Source organism: Pseudomonas sp. JL3 (assembly GCF_031570575.1).
Classification (GTDB): domain Bacteria; phylum Pseudomonadota; class Gammaproteobacteria; order Pseudomonadales; family Pseudomonadaceae; genus Aquipseudomonas; species Aquipseudomonas cucumis.
Map to the genome: position 1 here is coordinate 579,932 of NZ_JAKWJK010000001.1, position 13,963 is coordinate 593,894.

A 13,963-nucleotide genomic window follows, 5' to 3' on the forward strand; every position below is an offset into this window, starting at 1 on the left:
GGACGATATAGGCATCGTCATGTGACGGGGGACGCCCGTGCCACCATCGAAGACGCGGTGATGAGGCGGACGTCTACGTCAGGAAGAATCGATCACTAACGATGAATAAAGACGGTCTTCGACGCTATGCAAACCCGAGGAACGACAGGATAACCACGACGATCACAATTACCCCGACGATGTAGATGATATTGTTCATGAAATCCACCTCTCAACCTGGACAGGACTGCGTTAGAAAGACAAGGCACTGCACCTTTGCCGGGAACACGCATCGGCAGCGCTGCAAAATATTTTTGCGAGCGGCTGGCTTACCGTTACCGGGCGGGATTGGAGCGTGTACCGAGCCGCAATCCCGCCCTTCCTATTTCTGACCACCGGATAACGGTGGGGTTCGAGGCGGAATCAATCGCTTCGTCCCCGTTGACTCAAATGCCGAAGCCAAGCGCAGCAGCGTCGAATCGTCATAGGCACGACCGGCGAAGGTCAGCCCGACGGGCATGCCGATGTCCGGCATCACGCCCATCGGCACCGTGACCGTGGGAACACCCAGGTGGCGGATGGCGAGGTTGCCGTTGGCGACCCAGACACCGTTACTCCACGCGATGTCCGCAGACTTCGGATCGACATCGGCATTCGCCGGCCCAACGTCGGCCACCGTCGGGAAGATCACTGCGTCGAGCCCCAACCGATCCATCCAGTCTTCAAGATCAATTCGACGGGTCTGCTCAAGGCCGCGCAGTCCGTCAGGCACCGTGGTGATCTGGTCCCAAGGGGTGATGCCGCGCTCGGCCATCCGCACATACTCGTCCATGCCAGCGGCAAGGTCGCCCTCCCGGTTGGGCAGCGTCCCTGGGTCGTGCGGGAAAATCAGTGGTCCGTTCACATCGACCAGGCGATTGAGTTTTGGATCGCCGTTGGCACGCAGAAAATCGTCGAACGCCCAGGCCGTCAGATCCCACAACTCATGGTGAAGGAATTCTTTGGAAACCAGGCCCCGGTTAAACACCGTCGGCGCACCAGGACGATCGCCCTCACAATTGGAGACCAGCGGGAAATCGACCTCGATCACTTCGGCACCAAAGGTTTCGAGTGCCTTGCGAGCCTCTTCCCAGAGCCCGATCACCGAAGGACGAGTGTTGATTCGCTGCCCCGTCGGACCACCAATGCCAGGCGCCTCGCTCGTGCCCGCTTCGGGATCTGCATTGATGTACATACGGGGAACGCCGAAGCGTTTGCCGGCGAGGGCATCGGTATTCGCGGCAAGCGCCCCATAGGAAGCGGGACGCACCGAAGCGACGCTCGGGATGGGCACCCAGGGTTGCATCCGCCACAGATCGCCCCGTGTGTCGGGATCGTCCGCCACCACCACGTCGAGCACTTCGAGCAGGTCGGCCATGGTTCTGGCAAACGGCACGACAACGTCCATGGTCGGCGTCAAAGGCCAGTTTCCGCGCACCGAGATCACTCCGCGCGAAGGCGTATAGGCACACAAACCATTGTTCGACGCCGGGCCACGTCCGCTCGACCAGGTTTCTTCGGCGAGGCCGAATGCCGCGAAACTGGCGGCGGTTGCAGTACCCGCGCCATTCGATGAACCCGATGCGAAGGGGGCGGTGAGATAGTCAGCGTTGTACGGGCTCTCCGCACGGCCGTAGACACCGCGTTGCATGCCGCCGTTGGCCATGGGCGGCATATTGGTCTTGCCCAGACAAATCGCGCCAGCGGCACGAAGTCGTTCGATGGTGAATGCATCGCGATAAGCAATCAGGTTCGCGAAGGCGGGACTTCCAGAGGCTGCGGTAAGCCCCTTCACCAGATAACTGTCTTTGGCCGTATAAGGGATGCCATCAAGCGGCCCCAGCGTCTCGCCTTTGGCCCGACGGGCATCGGACGCCTGCGCTTCCTTGAGTGCATCGGGGTTGCGAACCACCACGGCGTTGAGGGCGGTGGGCGTGTCAGGGCCGTCGTAGGCATCGATCCGGGCGAGATAGGCCTGGACCAATTCAACCGCCGTCGTCTGGCCCGATTCGAGCGCAGCACGCAGTTGGGCAATGGAAACCTCGGTGACCTCGATCATGCTGTTACTACCGGCGGCTGATGGGTGACTTGATGTTGGGCTCAGGGACATCACTTATCTCGAAATTGGTGTTCATATCAGTTGTCATTGCGCGGCATTATGCGACAGCGCGGCTGGACCCGCGATGGTTTGCGGTCGTCTACTGCGCCGTCCCGCCACGAGGTTTATAGAACAGGAACTTCCGGGTCTCGGCCGTCCTGGTGTATTTCTTCGCCCAGGCGGGCTTTACCGTTCTGTCGTGGAAATACAAAGCACCATGGGTGCGGTCCTTGAGTTGCTTGTTGAGCGCCTTGCGCGCGATTTCCTTGGCGAGGACATATTCGTCGTCTTCCTTTACCTGATCGGCACGTCCGTCGCACCACCACGAAAACTGGCAGGAGCCCGTTTCAGAACCCTGCTTGACCACGGCGCACACCGTTCCGGGAAAACCCTCATGGCCGAGCCGATTCATGACCACGCTGGCGACGGCTTCCATGTCCGCACCGGCCACACCTTTGGATTCCCAATAGATGCTGCGTGCAAGGCAGGTGATGGCATCGTCCAGAGGGGCTGCGCCTGCCGGGTCGACCGCCTGCACTTCGGAGGGGGTAATGACTGCGGACTTGGGCACCGCAAGCTCGCTGTCCTTCTCGGCGGCTTTCTCTTCCAGGACCTGCGCCTTGTCTTCAGCCACTTCCTGTTTTTGCTCCTGCTCAGTCGCCAACACCTGGCCGCACAGAAGGATGATTGCGAAGCAGGTGACTACCCATTTTAATCGCATGGTCGATCCTTCCGATGACACTGGCTTGGGCAATGAAACGGCGACGTTGTAGCGCTGACCTGCTGTGATTGTAGTCGTCGCTATTCATTCCAGCCGCCTGACAATAAACGCGTTTCGGCGCAAAAAGGCATTGCGTCCGCAGGGGTGAAATCGCGCATCATGGACGCAGTCCGTCCAAGGGAGATTTTCATGCGCAGCCTGTCATCCGTTTTGCATCTTGCCGTGTTGTCATTCGGGCTGGTGTTCAGTGTCGCCGCGTCGGCGGTCGATGAAACGCAGCTGGTCGAGTCGATCAACGTTTACCGCAGCCAGGCGCAGCGCTGCGGCGGCCAGGCGTCTTCGGAGTTGCCGCCGCTGGCGAGCGATCCGCGCCTGGTCCTGTCCGCAAACAGTATCGGTGACTTGCAGCAGGCACTGGCCCGAGCGGCTTATCCGATGGTCAATGTGCAGGCGATCAGCCTGTCTGGCCCGCGTGATGCGCCGTCCGCCATGAAAGCGATTCAGGAGAGCTTCTGCCAAGTAGTGCTGGACCCGCAATTCGTCGACATCGGCGTCAGCCGCGATGGCCGTGAATGGCGCATTGTGCTGGCGCGTCCGCTGTTGACCGGGCGTTTGGGCGACTGGCAGGCGGAGGGACAGAAACTGCTTGAAGCGATGAACAGCGCCCGCGCTCAGACGCGTCAGTGCGGCACTCAAGCCTTTGCCGCCACGACGCCGCTGGCGTGGAACGCCACACTGGGGTCCGCGGCCGAAACCCACAGCCGGGCCATGGCCAACAATAACTACTTCGATCACAAGGACCGCGATGGCCGCACGCCGGGTGATCGGGCCGAATTGGCGGGTTATGCCGGTCAGCAGGTCGGCGAGAACATCGCCGCCGGGCAAGACACCGTGCGCAAAGTGGTCGATGGCTGGCTGGCCAGCCCGGGCCATTGCGCCAACCTGATGAACCCGCAATTTCGCGAGCTGGGGGCGGCCTATGCCGTCGACCCGAAGAGTGATGCGGGCATTTACTGGACGGCAATGTTTGGCACGCCGTAAAGACCTGAATCAACCGTTGAAAAAGGAATCGTGATTTGAATAAAGCCCCCTCTTCGACCGTCGAACAGGACCTGTCGAAGCCTGAGGCCATCAGCCTGCGGGAAGCGTTTCTGTTCTGGCTGAAACTCGGCTTCATCAGTTTCGGCGGGCCGGCCGGACAGATCTCGATCATGCACCAGGAGTTGGTGGAGCGCCGACGCTGGATCTCGGAACGGCGTTTTCTGCATGCCCTCAACTACTGCATGTTGCTGCCTGGGCCTGAGGCTCAGCAGCTGGCGACCTACATCGGTTGGTTGATGCACCGGACGTGGGGCGGCCTGATTGCCGGCGCGCTGTTTGTGCTGCCTTCGCTGTTCATCCTGATCGCGTTGTCCTGGGTGTACATCGCCTTTGGCGAAGTGCCGGTGGTGGCCGGGCTTTTTTATGGGATCAAGCCTGCCGTGACCGCCATTGTGGTGCAGGCGGCCCACCGGATCGGCTCGCGGGCATTGAAGAACAACTGGCTGTGGGGGATCGCCGCGGCGTCATTCACGGCCATCTTCGTATTCAATGTGCCCTTCCCGTTGATTGTGCTGGGCGCTGCGATTATCGGTTATTTCGGCGGACGACTGGCGCCTGAGAGGTTCCGCACCGGGGGCCACAGTACGACGAAAAAGTCCTTCGGCCCGGCTTTTATCGACGACGACACCCCGCCTCCCGAACACGCCCGTTTCAGCAGTTTTAAATTATTGCGCCTGTTGCTGGTGGGCGCGGCGTTGTGGGGGTTGCCGATGGGAATTCTCACAGCCCTGTTCGGCTGGGAAGGCACCCTCACCCAGATGGCCTGGTTCTTTACCAAAGCGGCGTTGCTGACATTCGGCGGCGCGTATGCCGTGCTGCCTTATGTGTATCAGGGCGCCGTCGGCCACTATGGCTGGCTGACACCCACGCAGATGATCGATGGCCTGGCACTCGGCGAAACCACCCCCGGGCCGCTGATCATGGTGGTGGCCTTCGTCGGTTTTGTCGGCGCCTATGTTCAGCAGGTGTTCGGCCCTGATCATGTTTTCCTGGCCGGCGCCCTCGCTGCCACGCTGGTGACCTGGTTCACCTTCCTGCCTTCGTTCCTGTTTATTCTCGCCGGCGGCCCGTTGGTGGAGTCGACACACAACGAACTCAGGCTCACCGCGCCGCTGACCGCGATTACTGCGGCGGTGGTCGGCGTGATTCTGAATCTGGCGTGTTTTTTCGGCTACCACGTGCTGTGGCCCAACGGCTTCAGCGGCCAACTCGACTGGCCTTCGGCGCTGATCGCCATTGCAGCGGCCATCGCCTTGTTCCGTTTCAAGCGGGGGGTGATCGAGGTGCTGCTGGGCTGCGGGCTGATTGGATTGGCGGTGCATCTGCTGCGCTAGCGCATCGAGACAGAATCAATGAGGCTGCCGTTGTCTCTGTAGCTCGGTCTTCAACCAGAGACTGGCCGGTTGCATGCCTGCCGGACAGCGCACTTCATAGGCGAGGCCACTCTTGCTGCTCTGGGTGGCCGCCAGCTCAATGAAGTCTTCTGCGCTGTTTACCTTGTCGTGTTCTTCAAGGTACTCCAGCTTCTTCTCCAGATGCGCCCGGGCCTGAGGGCCGGGGTATTCGCTGTCGTTGCGCACAAACCGGCATTCGCTGTGCTCGATAAAGTCCAGCAAGCCGTTTATTTCCTGAGTGGCCTGAGATGAGGTTTGTGCCTGGGCATTGAACGCCATGACGGTCAGGCCGATACTCGCCGCGATCAGCCATTGGCTAAAGGTACGAGCGATGGATTCGGTCAGAGTTCGCATGGTTATACCTCGCATGACCAACAGCCGATCAGAGCAGTGCCAACCACCGCTCTGAAGCCTGATGGATAGGTGTCAATCGTCGTCCCGGTCGTCATCATCCCGGTCCCGGTCCCGGTCGCGATAACGACGGCGCTCGTAATCGCGGTCGTCACGGCGATCATAGTCTCGATCATAGCCCCGATCATGGTCGCGACGGTATTCACGACGGTGATCATGATCCCGGTCGTACCTGTCTCCATCTTCCCAGTGAGGATAGCAACCTCCCAGCAGGAGAGTACTTGCAATGGTCAGGGTCATTATCGCGATGCGCTTCATTTGAACATCCTAAAAGCAAAGGTCAGAGCTGCGGGGGATAAGTTGACGCTATCCACGAATTCATTCGCAGTGCGTGCAAACCGCAGATACGACCTTCCAGATGTTCAATGATTCAGTTATCGCCTGGCCTTATAACGTTCTTTGGCTGTTGCCGATGGTTTTGGCTTTTTCGATTGCCCAGTCCAGTGCGGCTTCCATGTCCAGCAGATGCGGTGACGGGTGGTTGTCCTCAACGATGACCGAACCATCCGGCCGGTAAACACCGATGAACATCCCCAGTGAACCGTCTCGCAATATCTCGGCCTTAACCTTGATCGTGCATCCGTTCGATAGCGTTTCCGAGTGGATTATATGGCGCTCAGTCATGGCTGCATTCCTCCCGTCGTAGCTATCAGCGTAACTCATACATCGCTGAGCGCATGGCCACTAAGCGTTCACCTGCACCACTTCGATCCCCATTTTTTGATAGTCCTCGACATTGCCCGAGGCCAGGTGACGTTCAGTGATCAGGGTATGCACGCGGTTGCAAGGCGCGACAACGAAGGGCTCCACCGCCCCCAATTTGTCGGCGGTGGTGACGGCAATCACGTGGGAAGCACTGGCGAGCATCGCCTGCTTCACCGGCACCTCATCGAAATGCAGCGAAGTGATGCCGACTTCCGGATGAATGGCGCAGACCCCGGTGAACAGCAGATCGGCCTTGATGCTCTCGATCAGTCGCACCGTTTCATGCCCGCCGGAAGACATCGTCGCGGGATTGAGCTGACCACCGGCGAGGATCACCGTGATGCCTTTGTATTCGGCGAGGGTGATCGCGATCATCGGCGACGCAGTGATGGCCGTGATGGAGAGGTCAGCGGGCAGCGAGCGGGCGATCTGCAGCGTGGTGCTGCCGGAATCGAAAATCACGATCTGACCATCTTTGACGCGGCATGCGGCGAGTTGGGCCAGCCGGGTTTTCACCTCATCGGTTTCGCCGACCCGTGTGAAGTAATCCTTGCCGGTGTCCTTGGGCCTCGGCAGCGCCCCGCCGTGGACCCGCTGCACCAGCCCGGCGCTGGCCAGCTCTGACAGATCCCGGCGAATGGTGTCTTCGGATACGGCGAAATGCTGACTCAATTCGGAGGCCATGACCTTGCCGTCGCGTTCGAGGATCAACAGGATTTTCTGACGGCGCAGCTGCGGGAGTTCGGCGATGGAATGCTCGGCTTGCATGGTTATGCCTGTTTTTGCGTGTTTGTGCGAGATTAGCCAAGCAGCGGAATGAACACAACCAGCAGCAATGCCAGGCGCGGAACCTGTGGGATTGCGCTTAACTGAAATCAATCACAACGCATTCACGATGAACTCGCGCAACCACCGATGCGCAGGGTCGCGATGAACACGCTCGGGCCAGAGCATCGACATTTCGTAACCCGGGACATCAAGTGGTGCCTCGACCACTTCCAGCTCACGCACATCGCGAACCAACCGCGACGGCAGCATTGCCACCATGTCGGTGCTCTCCACCACCGACCGGACAAACAGGAAATGCGGAACTGAAAGCACCACCCGGCGCGTCATGCCTACCGCCGAAAGCGCCTGGTCGGTGCCCCCCTGAAACGCCCCACCATCCCGTGACACGATCACGTGGTCGAGTTCACAGAACTGCGCCAGCGTCGGTCGCTTTTTCAATAGCGGATGGCCGGCACGGCCCACCAACACATACCGCTCGGTAAACAACGATCGGCGCCGCAAGCCGAGGGGAGCGTCTTCGCTGGTATGAAAAGCCAGATCGATTGCCCCCTGCTCCGCTTGTCTGGCGATCTGCGAAGGAACCAGGTCAAACACCGCCAAACGCGTGCCGGGCGCTGCCGAACGCAGCCCGGCCAACGCGGGCAACACAAGGGTCGACTCGCCGTAGTCGGACGCCATGACATTCCACGTCTGCCGGGCCTCGGCCGGGTTGAACGGGCTGGCGGGTGACACGACACGCTCCAGGGCTTCCAGTGCCTGGCGCAACGGCTCACGCAACTCATCGGCTCGGGCCGTGGGCCGCATACCCCGTGGCCCTGGCAGTAACAACGGGTCAGCGAAAATATCCCGCAATTTGGCGAGATGAACACTTACCGAAGGTTGCGATAAATTCAGCCGTTGCGCCGCACGGGTCACGTTGTGTTCCGAGAGCAAGACATCAAGGGTCAGCAACAGGTTGATGTCCAGACGTCGCAGATTATTCACGATAATACCTAGCATATTGGTTATTCATTTCCAATATACCGGCTAAAGTCTGATTCTGCTGGCTCCTGACACTGGAGACTCAGCCATGAAAGTTCTGCTTGTTTATGCCCATCCCGAGCCCAAATCATTGAACGGTTCGCTCAAAGACTTTGCCGTCAAACGCCTGGAGGCTGCCGGCCACCAAGTGCAGGTCTCCGATCTATACGCAATGGACTGGAAAGCCTCACTGGATGCCGATGACAGCCCCGGCCGGCAAGCCGAATCGCGGTTCAATCCTTCCCTGGACTCCAAACTTGCCTTCGAAGAAGGCCGGCAAAGCCAGGACATCGTCCTCGAACAGGAAAAACTGCTCTGGGCCGATGCCGTCATTCTGCAGTTTCCGCTGTGGTGGTTCTCGATGCCGGCGATCCTCAAAGGCTGGGTGGAACGCGTCTATGCCTATGGTTTTGCCTATGGCGTAGGGGAACATTCCGATACGCGCTGGGGCAACCGCTACGGGGAAGGCAAACTCGCGGGCAAACGGGCGATGCTGATCGTCACCACGGGTGGATGGGAATCTCATTACAGCCCCCGGGGCATCAACGGGCCTATTGATGATGTGTTATTCCCGATTCAGCATGGCGTACTGTTTTACCCCGGCTTCGACGTGCTGCCACCGTTCGTGATCTATCGGACTAGCCGAATGGATGAAGCGAAATTTTCGACGACCTGCGATGCGCTCGGCCAACGGCTTGATAACCTCTGGAAGACCGCACCGATTCCTTTCCGACCGCAGAATGCCGGGGCGTATGACATCCCGCAGCTGACATTGCGTGCGGAGATTGCTTCGGATCAGACTGGGTTTGCCGCTCACGTCAGACAGGCGGAACGTGATGAGCCAGGCATGCGAGCCGCATCCGCAAAAGCGCGCGCCGTGTAGAACAAACTGGCTACCCACAAACACGAAAAAGCCCGCACAAGGCGGGCTTTGGAAATCGATGTAGGTGGCCAGTGCTGGTCTCTGGCTTACAAGGTTTATCGGGCCTCTCACAGAACAGGATTTTTAACTTTAGGCTGTTCTGCCTCACACGGCATAAGGGCTGGATCTCAGCGCGGAGATCTTTCTAACCGTGTACCCTTGGGAGCGCGCCCCACGCCTCCTCGCTATCCCTTTGCGCATCAGTCTGCGTCTTCACCTACAACTTCAGAATAGCAAATCGTTCGAGGCCTGGGTCAGGCTTTTTAGACCGATTCTCTTCCAAGGAAACAGTGGGAGGATTGAAAAATAATAATGGCGCGCGCCCACACCCATTGTGGCGAGGGGGCTTGCCCCCTCACCACAAGGGATCTCTCCTTTCCCTTTAGGGATGGAATTTCCCACTCGGCCCCGCACTCGGTTTTGTTGTTCGAAAAATCTTATAGCCCACCGTCTGCCTGGCTGACGTCATATCAACATCAATCACCATGACATTCGAGTGACTACCGTAAAAGGAATCCGGATCGATACACGACAGCGTGGAAATTCCATTAGGCAGGGTGTGCGAGTGGTTCATGTTGTAGATCTGCTCAGGCCTTATGTTGGGGGTGTACTGGTTTATCGGGCTGGACATCAACTCATTGATCACCGTACTTTTCTCCCCGCGCGAAACCTCCAGCGTGGCGTGATAAGAGGTGTGCATGTCGCCCGTCAGGAAGGTCAGGCGTGACACGTTTGTTTCAAGGACATGCTCAAGGATGCGGCTTCGCTGCTCCTCGAAAGCAGGGTCCGACCATTTGTCACCTTCAGAATTTTTCACCACCCCCACGAACGGCACGCTGGTGACAACGAACTTCAGGTCGTCACGGTAACGCGACAGCCAGCGCAACAGGTCGTCTTCCTGGACCTCATCGAGCAGACGCCTTTGCGCCGTGCTGCGGTAATAACGGGTGTCCATGACAAAAAACTTCACCGCGCCGTAGTTGAACTCGTAGTGGTAATGATGCTCGGCATGACGGCTCGAAGGGTTGTGCGAATGCTGAAATTCCCAATACGCCTTGATGGCGGCGTTCGCCAGCGCTTGCGTCGACGAGCCGGTGGCGGTGTCGAAGTTGTTGATCAGTTCATGGTCGTCAAGAATCATGTAATGCGACAACTCTGTCAGCGTCCGGCGCGCGGGCACACAGTCCTCCCAGGCATCCAGATACTTGTCGCGAAAGAACTGCACATCGATGGAGGGCTGGCGCGGAATGTCCGAGTAAATCTGGTCGCCGCAATGAATCATGAAACGTGCGTCGTTGTTTTTGGCCACACGAGAAATCTCGACCCAGGCGCGGTCGGGCCTCTCCAGAATCCCAAGCGAATGCAAATTGCAGGAACCGAGCACGAAGGAGAATGACCCGGTCTGCTCTACTGCGGGAAAGGTGCGAAAGCGCCCTTCGGTATAGGCATCACGAACTCGCTCATCGGCTGCCGCACCGCGGCTCTTGCCGAAGGCCACCTTCACGGTATACGGCGTATCGGGATTGAGCTTTTTCCACTCTAAAACACCCGTATAGAACTCCATCGGCTGGGCATCGAGTATCTTGGTGGGGCCTGTCGCGTTGTTGTCGCAATCCACTACATCAACAAAGACCACCGGCCAACGCTCGCTGGCGCGTACCCATACTTTGATCGACGTATCGGTGGTATGACCAAGAATGAGCCGTGCCATCTGATTTCCTCCTGAAAACTGAGCAGCAGTTCAGTCGATAAATCAGTATTGCGCCACTAAGACATCAAACCCGCCGCGTAGACGGGAAAACCGGCTACCGGTGTGTAAGGGATAGCGCGCACCGTTCAAGCGTAAAAAAACCCGCACTGAGTTGCGGGTTTTTCTGTTTTGAATCAGTCAAGCGAGTTGCCTCCAACTTCTGCTAGATTTGCCAGCCCAATGGCATGACAAGGAATGTTCGCACATGAAATTCGGCTACCTGATCATCTACGTCCCGGACGTCCCCACCTCACTGCAATTCTTTGAAAAAGCATTCGGAATCACCACCCGATTCCTCCACGAATCCAACACCTACGGCGAACTCGAAACAGGGGAAACTGCTCTGGCCTTCGCCGCCGACGAACTCGCGGCGATGAACTTCAGTACGGGTCACATCTCGGCCCATGCCTCCGTCAAACCATTGGGTATGGAAGTTGGCCTAGTGACCGACGACGTCGCCGCCGCCCACGCCAAAGCGCTGAACGCCGGCGCCACCGAAATAGCCGCCCCGCTCGTCAAACCCTGGGGGCAAACCATCTCCTACGTTCGCTGCCCGGATGGCACGCTGGTGGAGCTTTGCACTCCAGTCCAGGCTTGAGCAACAGGCAAAAAAAGGAGTATCGAAACACCGGGACAGTCCACGACTTCAAAAATCGTTGAGCGGAGAAATGGTGGTCTGTCCCGGTATTTCACGAACACCACTGTCATGTTCACCACCCGTGAAATGTCCCACATAAGGCATTTCCCTGATAACCATGAGAGATAGGTCCCAGGGCCATTAGTGGACCGCAAGCATAAAAGGACGATGTTAAAGACTGCCCCTCGTGAAGCTTGCAGACGGGTAATTTCAAGGGAACAGGTACAATCACCGCCCATAACGTTACGCCACACCACGCACGCGTGGTCAGGTCGCCATCTGTTTTCTGATAGGTCAAGGGAATGCGTGGTCGTTCCGGTTCCGGCGTTGTAACCACCACCCCGACACAACCAGAGAGAGACAGGAACATGGCTGTTACGGCAATGATTTTCTTGGAGTGAAACGGGAGTCGTATCGTTGGTTTCATCCGTAAATCCAATCGTCAGGCAATGGCAGTCGACAGAAATAGTCGAATCACGTTGAGACCGCTCGCGAGACTGTCAGGGCACAAAATAACTACTGAGTCCGAAACGCCGTGCGAAACACCGAGACGGACCACGATTTCAAAAACCGTTGAATTCCCAAGCCACCCCAAATTTAATGAACCCCGCCCCCACCCGCTCGCCTAACTGAATGACTATCAGGAGGTGACGAATGCAAATCGAAACAATCTGGATCGTGCTCGCAGCAGTACTTGTACTGATTGAGTTGTGGGCGATTAACCGAGTGCGTAAAGCCGAAGGCAAATCGAGCAACAAACTGGTGTGGATGGTGGTGATCGTGTTTGTGCCGCTGTTCGGGCTGATAGCATGGGCCTTGGCGGGACCGAAGCACATCGCCCACAACCCGCATTCACCGCAGACCAGACAATAACGCCGGACGGCGTGCGGTAACGATCTGCGAAGTGCGCAATTTCAAAGGACAAAGCCCTGATGATTTGGGGCTTTGTCATTTCGGGCTGGAACACCCTCCGCAAATCCCGGAATGGTCGGCACGCACGCCGGCAACGTGCCAACACTCACTACGCGGTTCGGCCTGGATGAGTCAGCCTCACTCTGCTCGCGACTGTGTGAGCGACCACATCCAGACGCTCAATGCCACGAGCAATACCAAGGCGAGCACGCTTGGCCACAGGGGCATGGGATACCCATTAACGAGAACCTCGGGGCGAATAATCAGGCGCCCCAGTTGCGCCAAGGCCATCAGTGCGTAGACGGTACCGGCCACTCGCAGCCCAATGATCCGGGATTTCATGCTGTTCTCCTCGACCTGGCTATGAACGTAACAGGCGAGCAAAAGCGTTATTTTTGCCGGCCCAGTGTGTGAAGTCCTGAAGGGGCGGCCAGCCTTGGCGCGCTCCTCTCCTGCGCTCGGAAACCACTATCCACCCTTGGCCTTCACCAGAGGCCGGGGACCAATCGCATACTCGATAGGCCCGCAAATGGCGTGTAGAGTTCCCTAACCACCGAGCGACGTGATCGAGGGAACCCCCATGCCCGCCACAGCAGAATCCAGAGCGCGCACGCGCGCGTTCGCACGCGTCATCGGGCCTTGGCTGGTCATCGTGACCGGCATCATTGCCGTGCGGGCGCCAGACATGGGGCCACTGGCGGCCGACTTCTTCGCAAGTCCGCTCACGGTGTGGTTTACCGGCGCTTTGCTGTTGTTCGGTGGCCTGCTGATCATCGCGTTCCATCAATATTGGTCAAGCGCCGCGGCGGTTGCGATTTCCCTGTTCGGTTGGTTCCTGGCGCTTCGCGGCGCTGTACTCCTGGCCGCGCCGCAACTGATTGAACGTGGCGTGGCTGTATCGGCGAGGGTGCCGTTGCTGGTGCAAGTCGGCTTCGGCATCGCCGTGCTGATCGGCCTCTGGCTCACGTATGTCGGCTGGATTGCCAAGCCCGATTCATCGCCGGCGAAGGGCGTTTTATAAGCATGAGTACGCAGTAAATCTGGAATTCCACTCTATGAACGCAACACCCCGATCGCCCGCCGATACTTCTCGACGCGCTCCAGATCTTCCCAGGACGGCTCGGCAATCCGCGACAAGTCGCTGTTCTCTTCCAGATCCGCCAGTTTCACCACCCGCCCGATCGGGTTCTGCGCCACGCGCTCGACAAACTCCTCGTAGGACTCGTCCGGCACCTTGGTCACCGACGCAATTGCCATTAGCACCGTTTCGCTGAAACCTTCGTTACGCAGATCGTCGAAGCTGATGCCACAGTCCTCGACCACGTCATGCAACACCGCGACGATACGCTCTTCCAGCGTGTTCACCCGCAGCATGACTTTCAGCGGATGCAGGATGTAAGGCGCGCCGCCCTTGTCCACCTGCCCCTCATGCGCCGCAGCGGCGATGGCAATGGCGCGTTCCAGTGTCTGACTCATGGGGTTCTC

16 protein-coding genes are annotated in these 13,963 nt (G+C 58.5%); 6 read left to right on the plus strand and 10 right to left on the minus strand.

Going from position 1 to position 13,963, the window contains the following annotated elements:
• Window positions 1–361: 361 nt before the first annotated feature.
• Together MMG91_RS02470 and MMG91_RS02475 are read right to left on the minus strand one after the other, a co-directional pair.
• Window positions 362–2,077 carry an amidase gene (locus tag MMG91_RS02470; RefSeq protein ID WP_310658617.1) on the minus strand — a complete coding sequence of 572 codons (1,716 nt, stop codon included), beginning with the start codon at window positions 2,075–2,077 and terminating at the stop codon, window positions 362–364.
• A 139-nt stretch (window positions 2,078–2,216) separates the two neighbouring features.
• On the minus strand, window positions 2,217–2,837 hold the full coding sequence (locus tag MMG91_RS02475) for a cell wall hydrolase (protein WP_310658618.1): 621 nt from the start codon (window positions 2,835–2,837) through the stop codon (window positions 2,217–2,219).
• Window positions 2,838–3,026: 189 nt separating this feature from the next.
• Between MMG91_RS02475 and MMG91_RS02480 the strand changes: the two genes are divergently transcribed.
• On the plus strand, window positions 3,027–3,878 hold the full coding sequence (locus MMG91_RS02480; RefSeq protein ID WP_310658619.1) for a CAP domain-containing protein: 852 nt from the start codon (window positions 3,027–3,029) through the stop codon (window positions 3,876–3,878).
• 35 nt (window positions 3,879–3,913) lie between these two features.
• The gene (gene chrA, locus MMG91_RS02485) at window positions 3,914–5,272 is read left to right on the plus strand and encodes a chromate efflux transporter (RefSeq protein ID WP_310658620.1); all 1,359 of its coding nucleotides are present in this window, start codon (window positions 3,914–3,916) and stop codon (window positions 5,270–5,272) included.
• Between the two features lie 15 nt (window positions 5,273–5,287).
• Here the strand turns inward: chrA and MMG91_RS02490 are convergent, their stop codons facing one another.
• The 5 genes from MMG91_RS02490 to MMG91_RS02510 form a co-directional block, all read right to left on the minus strand.
• Window positions 5,288–5,686 (minus strand): DUF5329 domain-containing protein, encoded by a 399-nt coding sequence (locus MMG91_RS02490; RefSeq protein WP_310658621.1) that lies wholly within the window; start codon window positions 5,684–5,686, stop codon window positions 5,288–5,290.
• 72 nt (window positions 5,687–5,758) lie between these two features.
• Window positions 5,759–6,001, minus strand: coding sequence for a hypothetical protein (locus MMG91_RS02495; protein WP_310658622.1), 243 nt, complete (start codon window positions 5,999–6,001; stop codon window positions 5,759–5,761).
• Between the two features lie 129 nt (window positions 6,002–6,130).
• Window positions 6,131–6,367 carry a hypothetical protein gene (locus tag MMG91_RS02500; protein WP_305449332.1) on the minus strand — a complete coding sequence of 79 codons (237 nt, stop codon included), beginning with the start codon at window positions 6,365–6,367 and terminating at the stop codon, window positions 6,131–6,133.
• A 60-nt stretch (window positions 6,368–6,427) separates the two neighbouring features.
• A complete protein-coding gene (locus MMG91_RS02505) occupies window positions 6,428–7,216 on the minus strand; it encodes a DeoR/GlpR family DNA-binding transcription regulator (RefSeq protein ID WP_310658623.1) in 789 nt (262 codons plus the stop codon).
• Window positions 7,217–7,327: 111 nt separating this feature from the next.
• Window positions 7,328–8,236 carry a LysR family transcriptional regulator gene (locus MMG91_RS02510; protein WP_310658624.1) on the minus strand — a complete coding sequence of 303 codons (909 nt, stop codon included), beginning with the start codon at window positions 8,234–8,236 and terminating at the stop codon, window positions 7,328–7,330.
• Between the two features lie 70 nt (window positions 8,237–8,306).
• Here MMG91_RS02510 and MMG91_RS02515 point away from each other — a divergent pair, with 70 nt between their 5' ends.
• The gene (locus tag MMG91_RS02515) at window positions 8,307–9,140 is read left to right on the plus strand and encodes an NAD(P)H-dependent oxidoreductase (RefSeq protein WP_310658625.1); all 834 of its coding nucleotides are present in this window, start codon (window positions 8,307–8,309) and stop codon (window positions 9,138–9,140) included.
• A gap of 421 nt (window positions 9,141–9,561) precedes the next feature.
• Here MMG91_RS02515 and MMG91_RS02520 read toward each other — a convergent pair whose 3' ends face one another.
• Complete coding sequence (locus MMG91_RS02520; RefSeq protein WP_310658626.1) at window positions 9,562–10,890, minus strand: alkaline phosphatase D family protein; 1,329 nt, start codon at window positions 10,888–10,890, stop codon at window positions 9,562–9,564.
• 244 nt (window positions 10,891–11,134) lie between these two features.
• On the opposite strand from MMG91_RS02520, the gene MMG91_RS02525 reads away from it, so the two are divergent.
• Window positions 11,135–11,527: a VOC family protein gene (locus MMG91_RS02525; protein ID WP_305506248.1), complete on the plus strand. Its 393-nt coding sequence runs from the start codon at window positions 11,135–11,137 to the stop codon at window positions 11,525–11,527.
• A 693-nt stretch (window positions 11,528–12,220) separates the two neighbouring features.
• On the plus strand, window positions 12,221–12,439 hold the full coding sequence (locus MMG91_RS02530; protein WP_305449328.1) for a PLD nuclease N-terminal domain-containing protein: 219 nt from the start codon (window positions 12,221–12,223) through the stop codon (window positions 12,437–12,439).
• Between the two features lie 177 nt (window positions 12,440–12,616).
• On the opposite strand, the gene MMG91_RS02535 is transcribed toward MMG91_RS02530, so the two are convergent.
• Window positions 12,617–12,820, minus strand: coding sequence for a hypothetical protein (locus MMG91_RS02535; protein WP_305449327.1), 204 nt, complete (start codon window positions 12,818–12,820; stop codon window positions 12,617–12,619).
• A gap of 238 nt (window positions 12,821–13,058) precedes the next feature.
• Here MMG91_RS02535 and MMG91_RS02540 point away from each other — a divergent pair, with 238 nt between their 5' ends.
• Window positions 13,059–13,499, plus strand: coding sequence for a hypothetical protein (locus MMG91_RS02540; protein WP_305449326.1), 441 nt, complete (start codon window positions 13,059–13,061; stop codon window positions 13,497–13,499).
• Between the two features lie 32 nt (window positions 13,500–13,531).
• On the opposite strand, the gene MMG91_RS02545 is transcribed toward MMG91_RS02540, so the two are convergent.
• Window positions 13,532–13,954, minus strand: coding sequence for an HD domain-containing protein (locus MMG91_RS02545; protein ID WP_305449325.1), 423 nt, complete (start codon window positions 13,952–13,954; stop codon window positions 13,532–13,534).
• Window positions 13,955–13,963: the final 9 nt, after the last annotated feature.